Annotated in this window: 9 protein-coding genes; 2 read left to right on the plus strand and 7 right to left on the minus strand. The window is 59.3% G+C overall.

Annotated features, from left to right (window positions below):
* Positions 1-31: 31 nt before the first annotated feature.
* Entirely contained in the window at positions 32-232 is a 201-nt protein-coding gene (locus FHX15_RS04750; RefSeq protein ID WP_184394181.1) for a hypothetical protein, read from the minus strand.
* A 270-nt stretch (positions 233-502) separates the two neighbouring features.
* On the opposite strand from FHX15_RS04750, the gene FHX15_RS04755 reads away from it, so the two are divergent.
* Positions 503-868 (plus strand): helix-turn-helix domain-containing protein, encoded by a 366-nt coding sequence (locus FHX15_RS04755; RefSeq protein WP_184394183.1) that lies wholly within the window; start codon positions 503-505, stop codon positions 866-868.
* Between the two features lie 30 nt (positions 869-898).
* On the opposite strand, the gene FHX15_RS04760 is transcribed toward FHX15_RS04755, so the two are convergent.
* The 5 genes from FHX15_RS04760 to FHX15_RS04780 form a co-directional block, all read right to left on the minus strand.
* Positions 899-1,105, minus strand: coding sequence for a hypothetical protein (locus FHX15_RS04760; RefSeq protein ID WP_184394185.1), 207 nt, complete (start codon positions 1,103-1,105; stop codon positions 899-901).
* 208 nt (positions 1,106-1,313) lie between these two features.
* On the minus strand, positions 1,314-2,453 hold the full coding sequence (gene dnaJ / locus FHX15_RS04765; RefSeq protein ID WP_184394186.1) for a molecular chaperone DnaJ: 1,140 nt from the start codon (positions 2,451-2,453) through the stop codon (positions 1,314-1,316).
* 80 nt (positions 2,454-2,533) lie between these two features.
* Positions 2,534-4,444: a molecular chaperone DnaK gene (gene dnaK / locus FHX15_RS04770; RefSeq protein ID WP_184394188.1), complete on the minus strand. Its 1,911-nt coding sequence runs from the start codon at positions 4,442-4,444 to the stop codon at positions 2,534-2,536.
* A gap of 301 nt (positions 4,445-4,745) precedes the next feature.
* The gene (locus FHX15_RS04775) at positions 4,746-7,061 is read right to left on the minus strand and encodes a transglycosylase domain-containing protein (RefSeq protein WP_184394190.1); all 2,316 of its coding nucleotides are present in this window, start codon (positions 7,059-7,061) and stop codon (positions 4,746-4,748) included.
* 835 nt (positions 7,062-7,896) lie between these two features.
* Positions 7,897-9,285: a dipeptidase gene (locus FHX15_RS04780; RefSeq protein WP_184394192.1), complete on the minus strand. Its 1,389-nt coding sequence runs from the start codon at positions 9,283-9,285 to the stop codon at positions 7,897-7,899.
* Positions 9,286-9,472: 187 nt separating this feature from the next.
* On the opposite strand from FHX15_RS04780, the gene FHX15_RS04785 reads away from it, so the two are divergent.
* Positions 9,473-11,857: an EAL domain-containing protein gene (locus tag FHX15_RS04785; protein ID WP_184394194.1), complete on the plus strand. Its 2,385-nt coding sequence runs from the start codon at positions 9,473-9,475 to the stop codon at positions 11,855-11,857.
* Between the two features lie 2 nt (positions 11,858-11,859).
* On the opposite strand, the gene FHX15_RS04790 is transcribed toward FHX15_RS04785, so the two are convergent.
* Positions 11,860-12,276 carry a MarR family winged helix-turn-helix transcriptional regulator gene (locus tag FHX15_RS04790; protein ID WP_184394195.1) on the minus strand — a complete coding sequence of 139 codons (417 nt, stop codon included), beginning with the start codon at positions 12,274-12,276 and terminating at the stop codon, positions 11,860-11,862.
* Positions 12,277-12,544: the final 268 nt, after the last annotated feature.

Raw genomic sequence — 12,544 nt, forward strand, 5'->3', positions numbered from 1 at the left:
CGGATATCAAGGCTGGGACCTGCTCATGTCCCTAATGCATGCGAGGAATGGGAGTTTCGAGCTGGGCCTCAGCCTCTGCAATTGCCTTCTCTATCCAGTAGAGGAGATCTGGCCGACCTACGATCGACCCGCGCAAGGATTTCAACGAGTCGAGGAGCATCATCAGCTTTTGGCGGCGCGTATCGATGACGATACTGTCGGCATCATGTTTCCCGGTGGGAGCGGATGTCATGGCAGTATTCGAAGCCTCTCGTCAGATCGGGTTCCCGGCGCGACTAACTATCGCCGCATGAAATGAAGTCAACCAAAAGCTGTTCAATTTTTCGTAACATCGCCGTAAAGTCATCAAATTGGCAGCTGAAATTGTAGAACCTGCGGGGCAACAACTGCTTAGCGGGGCATAATGCCCAAAAAAAGTCGGTTGAAATTTGCAACTTCCGGGTTGAGATATTCAGCTGACGCTATATGGTAAATAAAGGGTTTACCGGGAGAGAGCGCAGCAGTGCCAGATCCGATTGATATCATTGTCGGTCGCAACGTGAGACAACTGCGCGCTCGCCGGCGTGTTTCTCAACTGGAGCTCGGCGAAGCACTTGGCCTTACATTCCAGCAGATACAGAAATACGAGAAGGGGACGAACCGCGTCTCTGCCAGCAAGCTGCATCAGATAGCGGTCTTTCTGGGAGTTGATATCTCCGAGCTTTTCGAGGGTACGGGTATCTCCCAATTTGCCAATCGCGTTGAGCTGAGCCCTGAGGCCTATGAACTGGCGGTCAGCTATGACAGGTTGAGTTCGTCTGCAGGCAAGCAGGCGGTCAAGACGATCCTCAATCTCATGAACGGCCAGGCAACCGAAAACGCCGCCTGAAGCGTTTCACGCGTTCTTCAAATGATGAATTCAATGAAGCTCGCGCTCGTGTAGCGCAACGAGCAGAGCATCCTGCGTCTGATGGCCGGCATGATAGAGATCGATCGCAATGCTGGCGATCGAAAGGCCCTGCTGGCTGCGGAGCTTGATGTTGCGTTCAGCGCACCACGAATAGAGCGCACCTGCCAGCGCATCGACATCTTCGGGCAGGTAGTTGGGAAAGTTGGTTGCCGACATGGAGATACCCTCTGTTAGTCCGGACTATAGGCCGAAGACAGTATGGATTTCAGGAACTTGCAAGGGCGATTCGGCCTCTGCGTTAACACAAAACATCTGCCGGTCGGCCTGCGTCCCAGCCCGATACATGTGTTCAGAAATGGAGCGCCCATGAAAAAAAGCCGGAGGGGGAACCTCCGGCTTTTTGCAATCATCAGCGCTATCGAAATCAGCCTTCGAAGAATTCCTTCATCCGGGCAAAGAAGCCCGTCGATTCCGGATTGTTTTCCTTAGAGGAAAGCTGCTCGAATTCCTGCAGAAGCTCGCGCTGGCGCTTGGAGAGTTTCTGCGGCGTCTCGATCTGGATCTGGATATAGAGGTCGCCCGTCTGGCTGGATCGCAGCACAGGCATGCCCTTGCCCTTCAGGCGGAACTGTTTGCCCGCCTGCGTTCCCTCGGGAACGGTGACGCGCGACTTGGTGCCGTCGAGTGTCGCCACATCGAAGGTGCCGCCGAGCGCTGCCGTCGTCATGGAGATCGGCACGGCGCAATAGAGATCGGCTCCGTCGCGCTGGTAGAACTCATGCGGCTTTACCGACAGGAAGATGTAGAGATCGCCCGCCGGACCGCCGCGCATGCCGGCCTCGCCTTCGCCCTGCAGGCGAATGCGGGTGCCGTCCTCGATGCCCGAGGGAATGTTGACCGAGAGCGAACGCTCTTCCGTCACACGGCCCTGGCCGTGGCACTTCGGACATGGATCCGGAATGATCTGGCCGCGGCCGTGACAGGTCGGGCAGGTGCGTTCGACCGAGAAGAAGCCCTGTGCCGCGCGTACGCGGCCCGAGCCCTGGCAGGTGCCACAGGTCTTCGGCTGCGTGCCCGGCTTTGCCCCGGAACCGGAACAGACGTCGCAAGTGATCGATGTCGGAACGCGGATCTGCGCCGTTTTGCCGGAAAAGGCCTCTTCCAGCGAGATTTCCATATTGTAGCGAAGGTCGGCGCCGCGTTCGCGCCCGCCGGAAGAGCGTTGGCGCCCACGGCCGCCGCCCATCATCTCGCCGAAGATGTCCTCGAAGATGTCGGAGAAGCCGCCGCCGGCAAATCCGCCCCCGCCGAAGCCGCCGGGACCTCCCATGCCGCCCTGTTCGAAGGCCGCATGGCCATACCGGTCGTAGGCCGCGCGCTTCTGCGGGTCCTTCAACGTTTCGTAGGCTTCGTTGATTTCCTTGAACTTGCGTTCCGCGTCTTTGTCATCCGGGTTCTTGTCCGGATGGTATTTCATTGCCAGCTTGCGGAAGGCGCTTTTCAGCTCTTTCTCATCCGCCGTCTTGGCTACACCCAGAGTTTCGTAAAAGTCCGCTTTTGCCAATTTAAGCCCCGGAAATGGATTTCCGGCTGCCATGGTGAGCAGCCGGATGTCTATCGTCTAGAGTAGGCCGCAACCCCGTATTACGCGGACTTCTTGCGGTCGTCGTCCTTGACTTCTTCGTAGTCGGCATCGACGACGTTATCGTCCTCAGCAGAAGCGTTGGCTGCGCCGCCTTCGGCCTGCTGGGCTTCATAGATCGCTTGGCCGAGCTTCATGGAAACTTCCATGAGCGTCTGGGTCTTGGCCTTGATGTCTTCGGGATCGGCATCGGTTGCGTCGGCCGCAGACTTCAGAGCGGCAATCGCATCGGAGATCGCGTTACGGTCGGCTTCGGAAACCTTGTCACCATAGTCCTTGAGCGACTTTTCCGTGGAATGAACAAGGCTTTCAGCCTGGTTTTTGGCTTCCACGGTCTCGCGGCGCTTCTTGTCCTCGGCAGCATGAGATTCGGCATCCTTGACCATCTTTTCGATGTCGGCGTCGGAGAGACCGCCGGAAGCCTGGATGCGGATCTGCTGTTCCTTGCCAGTACCCTTGTCCTTGGCCGAAACCTGCACGATACCGTTGGCGTCGATGTCGAAGGTGACTTCGATCTGCGGAACGCCGCGCGGTGCCGGCGGCAGGCCGACGAGGTCGAACTGGCCGAGCAGTTTGTTGTCGGCAGCCATTTCACGCTCGCCCTGCGAGACACGGATGGTGACGGCCTGCTGATTGTCTTCCGCAGTCGAGAAGGTCTGGCTCTTCTTCGTCGGGATCGTCGTGTTGCGTTCGATCAGGCGGGTGAAGACGCCGCCGAGCGTTTCGATGCCGAGAGACAGTGGGGTTACGTCGAGGAGCAGAACGTCCTTGACGTCGCCCTGGAGAACGCCGGCCTGGATGGCGGCGCCGAGAGCGACGACTTCATCCGGGTTCACGCCCTTGTGCGGTTCCTTGCCGAACAGCTGCTTGACGACTTCCTGGACCTTCGGCATGCGGCTCATGCCGCCAACGAGAACGACTTCGTCGATCTCGGCTGCCGTAACGCCGGCATCCTTGAGGGCTGCCTTGCACGGAGCGATGGTGCGCTGGACCAGGTCATCGACCAGGCTTTCGAGCTTGGCGCGGGTCAGCTTCAGCGTCAGGTGCTTCGGACCGGAAGCGTCGGCCGTAATGAACGGCAGGTTGATTTCGGTCTGCTGCGAAGAGGACAGCTCGATCTTTGCCTTTTCGGCAGCTTCCTTGAGGCGCTGCAGGGCGAGCTTGTCGTTCTTCAGGTCGATGCCGTTGTCCTTCTTGAACTCGGCAACCAGATATTCGACGAGACGCATGTCGAAGTCTTCGCCGCCGAGGAAAGTATCGCCGTTGGTGGACTTCACTTCGAAGACGCCGTCGCCGATTTCGAGGATCGAGATATCGAAAGTACCGCCGCCAAGGTCGTAAACGGCAATCGTCTTGCCATCCTTCTTGTCGAGGCCGTAGGCGAGCGCTGCAGCGGTCGGCTCGTTGATGATGCGGAGTACTTCAAGGCCAGCGATCTTGCCGGCATCCTTGGTTGCCTGGCGCTGCGCGTCGTTGAAGTATGCGGGAACGGTGATGACGGCCTTTTCGACCTTTTCACCAAGATAGGATTCGGCGGTTTCCTTCATCTTCTGAAGGATCATCGCGGAAATCTGTGCGGGCGAGTAGCCCTTGCCGTTGGCTTCGACCCAGGCGTCGCCATTGTCGCCCTTGATGATCGAGAAAGGAACGAGCCCTTTGTCCTTTTCGACGGTCGGGTCTTCATAGCGGCGGCCGATGAGGCGCTTTACGGCGAAGAGGGTGTTCGTGGGGTTGGTGACTGCCTGGCGCTTGGCCGGCTGGCCGACAAGGCGTTCGCCGTCATCGGAAAATGCCACCATAGAAGGGGTCGTGCGCGCGCCTTCCGCGTTCTCAATGACCTTTGCGTCTTTGCCGTCCATGACTGCGACGCAGGAATTTGTCGTTCCAAGGTCGATACCAATTACTTTTGCCATGTCATTCTCTCCTTGAAGCAAGCTGTCGGAACCCCGAGAAGGCATTTCCCTGACAGCCCCTTACGGGATGGGTCTACTAAGATTACGCAATCGTGATTGCGGTGATGCGGCGTATATAAGGAGCGGTTTTCTGGACTGCAAGGCGAGAAATGGCTTGGAATCCAGCAAAACGAATGTGTTGCCTCAATTTTTACAGTAGTTGGAAAAAGGCCTGCTTTGCACCTGCAAACCTCGCAATCTTGCATGCCTCGCTTTGCGCGGGACGTGCTGCCGCAAGGCACGCGGATCCCGTTCAATACTGTTACTGCCCCATGATGAGGTCAAGCAGCGTCGTGTGCCGCGGTTGCGCTCCTCCGGCATTTCCAGAGGGGACCGTGTCGTCGTAGCCGCCGCCGGCAACATCTGCAGGCGGTACAGGTCCGCCCCCGTTTCTACCAGTGACGGGAATGGCTGCCTGCCGCTGTCCGGGCGCCGGTGGATAGCGGTTCAAATCATCATTGCCACCGAAGACGCCGGAAATGATGCTGCTGACCGTCGAAGGCTGTTCGGGCACCGGCTGTGCCTGCGCCATCGGCTGTCCGCCGTTGGGGTCGATGCCTGGAGTGGTTCCGGGATCGGCGAATGTCTGGCCCATGCCGAAGAGCGGTGCCGGAGAAAGCCCCTTATGCGCGGCGACCATGAATTCTTTCCAGGCCTTGGCCGGAAGCCCGCCGCCGGTCACCTTCTTCATCGGCGTGCCGTCGTCATTTCCGAACCATACGCCCGTCGTCAGGTTGCTGGTGAAGCCGACGAACAGCGCATCGCGCGAATTTTGCGTCGTGCCCGTCTTGCCGGCCGCCTGCCAGCCGGGAAGCTTGGCGCTCGAACCGGTACCGCCGTTGATGACGCCCATCATCATCATGTTCATTTCGGCAACAATCTGCTCGGAAAGCACGCGCGGAGGATTATCGTAGGTATTCTCGTAAAGCACTTTGCCATCGGTGGTGGTTACCCGGCGGATCACATGCGGCGTCGCCTTATAGCCGCCGTTCATGAAGGCGGCATAGGAGGCCGTGAGCTCCATGAGCGACACTTCCGAGGTGCCGAGTGCGATCGAGGCATTGGGTTGTAGGTCCGATTCAATGCCGAGGCGATGGGCGAGCTTGATCACCTGATCCGGCCCGTCATACATCACAAGCTGGGCGGCCACCGTATTGAGCGACTTGGCGAGCGCCGTGCGAAGCGTCACTTCGCCATTATATTTCTTCTCGTAATTCTCCGGCGTCCAATTGCCGATGCGGATCGGTGCGTCGTTAAATACGGAATCCGGTGTCAGGCCCTTTTCGAGCGCGGTCGCATAGACGAAAGGCTTGAAAGAGGAGCCCGGCTGGCGTTTGGCTTTGACGGCGCGGTTGAATTGGCTCGTCGCATAATCCCTGCCGCCGACGAGCGCTCGGATCGCACCCGTGCCGTCGATCGAGACGAGGGCTGCCTGCGACGCGTCGAACCTGCCGCCCTCCTTGTCGAGCACGCCGATCAGCGACTGCTCGGCCTTTTTTTCGAGCGTCTTGTCGATCGTCGTATCGACGATGACGTCTTCCTTCACGTCGCCGACCAGGCCTTGCAACTCGTCCATCACCATATCGGCGACATATTGTCCGGCGCCCGACCAATAGCTGCGGGCAGAGGCCGGCGTCTGCGACATCGCCGTCTTGATTTCGTCGGCGCTGATATAGCCCTGATCGCGCATCGCCTGCAGCACGACCTGGGCGCGGGCATTTGCCGCCTCCGGATCACGCGCCGGCGAAAGACGGGACGGCGCTTTCACAAGGCCAGCAAGCAGGGCCGCTTCGCCGAGGTTCACATCCCGCGCCGATTTATTGAAATAACGGCGGGAGGCCGCTTCCACGCCATAGGCGTTCGAGCCGAAATAAACGCGGTTGAGATACATCGCAAGGATCTGGTCCTTGGTATATTTCTGCTCCAGCCAGAAGGAGAGCAGCACCTCCTGCACCTTGCGCTCCAGCGTGCGGTCGGGCGAAAGGAACAGGTTCTTGGCGAGCTGCTGCGTCAGCGTCGAGCCCCCCTGGATCGGCTGGCCGGTCAAATTGTTGACGAAGGCACGCGCAAGGCCGAACGGATCGACGCCGAAATGCGAATAGAAGCGCCGATCTTCGATGGCGATGACGGCTTCCGGAATATAGGGCGACATGCTCTCCAGCGAGAGCGCCTCGCCGCCGGTCGTACCGCGATTGGCGATCACGCTGCCATCGACGGCTGTGATCTTGACATTCGGCGGCCGTTCCGGGATTGCCCAGGTGCTGGCGCTCGGCATACGCGACCCGTAGTAGAGCACGAGCCCGGCGACGCCGATGCCGGCCCAGATGCCAAGCACGACGCACCAATAGATCACCCTGCGCAGAAATATGAACAGGCCGCCGCCGTCGCGTTCCCGCGGCTCGGGACGGCGCTTGGCCGGTACGCGGCGTGGCGCCGGTGATCGCGATGCGCGCTTGGCGCCGTGTCTGCCGTCGATGCGGTCGTCGTCATCGAGCGCGAATTCGTCATCATCCTCGCGGCCGCCACGGCCGTTAAAGGACGGTTCGATTCTTTCATCTGATCTACGTCTGGCTACCATGGCAGAGCGGCGCACCCTTGCTCCAAAGACCGCCCCTCGGTAGCGGTTTTACCCGACTGAACTGTAAATGCGGCGATTTAACGAGCTGTTAAGAACGATAGCCAATAGGTCAAGTGACGCTATTTCCTGCCTTTTTGCTGGTGGCGGGCCTCATTCCAGAATGGCTGCCATTCCTCGCGATGTCGCAAAACCGACATATACAGCCGCGGCCTCCGCTCGCCGAAGAAGCAGAGGGCAACATCCGGCCAGAAAATGACGATCGACCCAATAGGCACACAAAGCTAACGCCGGGAAGTTGCACTACCTGCTTGCGACTCAAAACGCACATCATCCGGGTGGGAAGGGAACCAATACGCTTCGCGGCAGTTTTATCTGCAGCGGGACATACCCCTCACGTCCCGCTCAGATCGGTCCGTCTCCCCTCAACACGTGCCGATCAATATCAGGCCCGGCGTATCACCAGATACGTCGGGTCCTTTTCTTTAGGGGCGATTGGGACCGCGATCGCGGCAATAATAGTCCGCTCCGCGGCGCCAGCGCTCCCGGGGCCTTGAAATGCGGAAGGCGGCTTCCGACATAGTGACCAAGAAATCGCAGCCCCAGAAATGTTGTGCGCATGATCGGCCGTACCGTTTCTGAGATTTGGTCGGATGGATCGTTTAACCGGTCGTTAGCCTTTCCTGATCACTCTGGCTGTGCACTATCCGCTTCTCCCTTGACCACGGATGTACTGGCACTGAGATGAGGCGGGTAACGGAAGGCCGGTTTGCCCCGGCCTTTTTGTTTGTAGATTTCGGACGGCGTGCCACGCAGACCGCGGGCACGCCTTTTCGTTTTAGGCCTTCAGCGCAGCAAGGATGCGCACCCAGGAGCGGATGCCCTTGTGGTAGGAGGCAAGCTCGTACTTTTCGTTCGGCGAATGAATCCGGTCGTCGGAGAGACCGAAGCCGACGAGCAGGGATTCCATGCCGAGCATCTTCTGGAAATCGCCGACGATCGGGATCGAGCCGCCCATGCCGATGACGACGGCAGGCTTCGGCCATTCATCGGAAAGTGCCGTACGTGCCTTGGTCAGAACAGGCGAGTCATAGGAAAGATGGATGGCCGGCGAGGCGCCATGCGGATGGAACTCGACTGAGCAGTCAGCCGGGATCTTCGAGCGAACATAGGCGCGGAAGCTCTCGCGGATCGCTGCCGGATCCTGTGTGCCGACGAGGCGGAAGGAAACCTTCGCCGATGCCTTGGCTGCAATCACGGTCTTGAAACCTTCGCCGGTATAACCGCCCCAGATGCCGTTGACCTCGGCGGTCGGGCGCGCCCAGGTGAGCTCGAGGACCGAGCGGCCTTTTTCGCCCGACGGGACGGAAAGGCCGACTTCTCCGAGGAAGCTCTCCGCCGACTTGCCGAGCGCTTCCCAGGATGCCTTGATGTTGGAGGGTGTTTCCTCGACGCCGTCATAGAAACCATCAAGCGTAATGCGCCCGGTCTGGTCATGCAGGCCGGCAAGAATTTCCACGAGGATATGGATCGGATTGGCGGCAGCACCGCCGAAAAGGCCGGAATGCAGGTCGCGATCTGCAGCGGTCACCACGATTTCTTCGCCGACAAGGCCGCGAAGTGCTGCCGCAATCGCCGGCGTATCCCGATCCCACATGCTGGTGTCGCAGACGAGGGCGTAGTCCGCCTTGAGTTCGGAGGCATTGGCTTCGAGAAACGGCTTCAGCGACGGCGAACCGGATTCTTCCTCGCCTTCGAAGAGAATGGTGACGCGGCAGGGAAGCGCGCCATTGATTTCCTTGTAGGCGCGGCAGGCTTCGACAAAGGTCATGAGCTGGCCCTTGTCGTCGGCGGTGCCCCGGCCGGTCAGGATCTTGCGACCGCTGCCGCCATCCTTGACGGCAGGATCGAAGGGATCGTTTTCCCACAGCTCGATGGGATCGACTGGTTGCACGTCATAGTGACCGTAGAAGAGGACATGTGGTGCATCAGCCAAGGCGCCTTCGTGATGAGCGACCACCATCGGATGGCCGGGCGTGTCACGAACCGAGGCTTCAAAGCCGAGTGTCTTCAGATAGCCTGTGAGCCATTCGGCTGCCTTGCGGCATTCGGCCTTATAGGCCGGATCGGTCGAGATCGACTTGATGCGTAAGAGCTCGAACAGCTTTTCCAGGCTCGAATCGAGATTCTGGTCCGCACGCGCAAGGACAGGATTTAGTTCGGTCATTTCCGACTCCTTCTGAAATTCGGCCGGACGATAGACTCAATTGGCTGCGGTTTCGAGCGGCAAATTTTCCACTCGTCGCGTTAACATCAAACGCCGCAATGGATAAAGTAGAGGTAGCTAATGCAATTTACAGTTATTTAGCACACTCTAAATAATGTTGCCTCGAGGTCGATTTTCGAGGTGATGAATGTTCTCCGTTATTGCCTGCATCAGGGACAATCATGACTGGCGGCTGGTCACCGCTGCTGCAATCGTCTGCCTCATCGGCAGCCTGACGACAATGCTTCTTCTCTCCCGTGCTCAGGAATGCGACGCCGGCCAGCGCAAGCTGTGGATCGGTGCCTCGGCTTTTGCTGCCGGCGTTGGTGTATGGGCTACGCATTTCATCGCCATGCTCGCCTATGATGGCGGCATGCCGATCAGCTACGATCTTGGCCCGACTTCTCTCTCGGTGATCCTGTCGATCTTCGGCTCGTGGGTGGCGATCCTGATCGCCTCGGAGGGTCGAACCGCTAATTCCTTTGCTTTCGGTGGCGTGCTGATGGCGCTTGGCATCACGGCCATGCATTTTACCGGGATGCAGGCGGTCGAGGCGCAGGCACTCGTCGTCTATGATGCCCCAACTATAGTCGTCGCTTTCTCCTCCTGTGCGGCACTTTCTTCCGTCGCCTTCCTCGCCTTCTTCAAGCTGAAGGGAATGAAACGCTTAGCCGCATCGTCGGCCGCCTTCGTGCTGGCAATCTGCGCGCTCCATTTCGTCTCGATGAGCAGCATCACTCTGGTGCCGGACCCCATGCGTAAAGTGGCCGCGATGGCGCTTGCGCCTGAAGTGCTTGCCGTGATCGTCATGGCCGTTTCGACCGGCCTCATTCTTATGGCCTTCGGTGCGGTTTTTCTGGAAAGCCACCTGACTGATCTTCGCGGCCTCGCCAACGTCTCGCAGGACGGCCTCGTCATTTTGCGAGAAGGCAGGATCATCGACACCAATGAACGCTTCCTGTCCCTGTCCGGCTGGAAACTCTCCGAACTCACCGGCCATGTGCCCTCGGCAGTACTGGCGCTCATTCATGCGGAGCAGGAGGGCGATCGCTGGGAGACGCTGTTGATTGCCCGGGATGAGCGGGAAATCCCAGTCGAAGTCGTCACACGGCGTATCGTCTATCGCGGTCGCCATTGCGATGTTCTCGTCGTCCGCGATCTCACCGAGCGAAAGCGGGCCGAAGAGCTGATCGAACATCTTGCCCATCACGATGTCCTCACGGACCTGCCGAATCGCTCGCTTTTCGACACGCGCATTCGCCAGGCCTTGCATGTCGCTGAACGAAAACGAACCCAGGTTGCCCTCGTCTGCATCGACCTCGATCGCTTCAAGGCTGTCAACGATCTCTTCGGTCATTCCGAAGGCGATCGCATCCTGCGCAAGGTTGCGGCAATCCTCAAACGCTGCGTCGATACAGACGACACGATTGCGCGGCTTGGCGGCGATGAATTTGCCGTCATCCAGCCGGGCAAGCAGCAGCCCGATGCCGCGCGCCGTCTGGCAAATCGTATCCTCGATGAATTTGCGGCCGAGATGGATACTGCCCGCGATCCGACGGCCGTCGGCGTCAGCATCGGCATCGCGCTCTATCCTGCGGATGGAGAATCTGCCGAGGAGCTTTGCAACAACGCCGACACCGCGCTTTATCGCGTCAAACATGCAGGACGCGGCGCTGCCTGCTTCTTCGATGCGGAAATGGACGAGTCGGTGCGCGCCCGCCGTCAGATCGAGCATGAACTTCGTCACGCCATCATCCGCAAGCAACTCCACGTCAACTATCAGCCGATCCTTAACGCGCGCAACGGCGAGATCAATGGCTACGAAGCGCTGATGCGCTGGAACCGGCCGGGTCATGGCATGAGCGAGCCGGAAATCTTCATTCCGATCGCCGAGGAAAGCGGCTCCATTGTTCAGCTCGGGGAATGGATCCTGCATGAAGCCTGCATGGAGGCCGCCCGCTGGCCGCAACCGCTGTCGATCGCCGTCAATGTCTCTCCGGTGCAGTTTCTGCTGCCCAATCTTTGCGAGCGTGTGGCGGAGATCCTCAAGGAAACAGGCCTTGCGCCCGAGCGCCTGGAACTGGAGATTACCGAAGCCGCGCTCGTGCGGGATCGCAAGCGGGTCATGAACACCCTTCAGCGCCTGCGCGCGCTCGGCGTGCGTATCGTCATGGACGATTTCGGCACCGGCTTCTCCTCGCTGTCCAACCTGCGCTCCTTCCCCTTCGACAAGATCAAGGTCGACCGCAGCTTCACCGGCATCCTGGAACATGACGAAGGCGCCCGCTCGATCGTTCGCGCCATTATCGGTCTGGGACACAGTCTCGGCATGCCCGTCGTTACCGAGGGCGTGGAGACGGAGATGCAGCGCCGGATCGTTGTCGAGGAAGGCTGCGCGCAGGTACAGGGGCTGCTGCTCGGCAAGCCCGACATCGAGCCGAGCATCAAGCAGGCGGCCCGCGAGAGCTTTCTCTCCGGACATGCCGATGCGCCGGTGACAAAGCTCAGGCGCCGTCGCACCGCCTCGCAGTGAACTCAGAGCGCCTTGGCATTGTTGATAAGGCGCCGGATATATTCGAACATCAGCTCCCGCTCGAAGGCTCGGAAACCTTTAAACAGCGCAAGATCGGCCTCGCGCGCCGTATCGATGGCTTTCGTTTCCATCGCCCTGGCTTTCTCGGTCAGGAAGATCAGCTGGGCGCGTTTGTCGGTAGGGTGCGGGCGACGTTCGATCAGCCCGTCACGCACCATGCGTGAGAGCGTATTTGCCATCGTCGCCTGCTCGATATCGACGCGCTCCAACAGCTGCTTCTGGGTCAGCCCGTCTTCGGCCCAAAGTTCCAGGAGTATGGGGAACTGGCCGGGAGAAAAACCGAGCCCTGCCGCACGCTGATGCAGCGAGCGGGCAAAACCCTTGGCCAGCTGGCTGGCAAGGTAGGCACCGGAATCCATTCGATTAAATCCCATGATTGTAAGTTAGGCTCAAAATCGTGCGGTAGACAATGCAACAAATTGTATACGATCAATCAAAACATAGGGGCGAAGCTATTAATTCCTTCGGGAGCTGAAAAACAAAGCCGCCACGGCCTGGAGGAGGGCCATGGCGGCTTGAAAATGGGGACAAAGGCCCGTAAGGCCTTTGTCCAAGCCTGACGCGGGCGGGGGACAAGCCGGCTATCAGACCCGCGGCGCGATCAAACGCCGGTAAGCCAGATTTGTG

Source organism: Rhizobium sp. BK650 (genome assembly GCF_014195325.1).
In the GTDB taxonomy this organism is placed as follows: domain Bacteria; phylum Pseudomonadota; class Alphaproteobacteria; order Rhizobiales; family Rhizobiaceae; genus Rhizobium.

Coding starts and splice junctions, on each gene's coding strand:
- FHX15_RS04750 (WP_184394181.1), bottom strand. CDS start 232: ATGACATCCGCTCCCACCGGGAAACATGATGCCGACAGTATCGTCATC.
- FHX15_RS04760 (WP_184394185.1), bottom strand. CDS start 1,105: ATGTCGGCAACCAACTTTCCCAACTACCTGCCCGAAGATGTCGATGCG.
- dnaK (WP_184394188.1), bottom strand. CDS start 4,444: ATGGCAAAAGTAATTGGTATCGACCTTGGAACGACAAATTCCTGCGTC.
- FHX15_RS04775 (WP_184394190.1), bottom strand. CDS start 7,061: ATGGTAGCCAGACGTAGATCAGATGAAAGAATCGAACCGTCCTTTAAC.
- FHX15_RS04780 (WP_184394192.1), bottom strand. CDS start 9,285: ATGACCGAACTAAATCCTGTCCTTGCGCGTGCGGACCAGAATCTCGAT.
- FHX15_RS04785 (WP_184394194.1), top strand. CDS start 9,473: ATGTTCTCCGTTATTGCCTGCATCAGGGACAATCATGACTGGCGGCTG.
- FHX15_RS04790 (WP_184394195.1), bottom strand. CDS start 12,276: ATGGATTCCGGTGCCTACCTTGCCAGCCAGCTGGCCAAGGGTTTTGCC.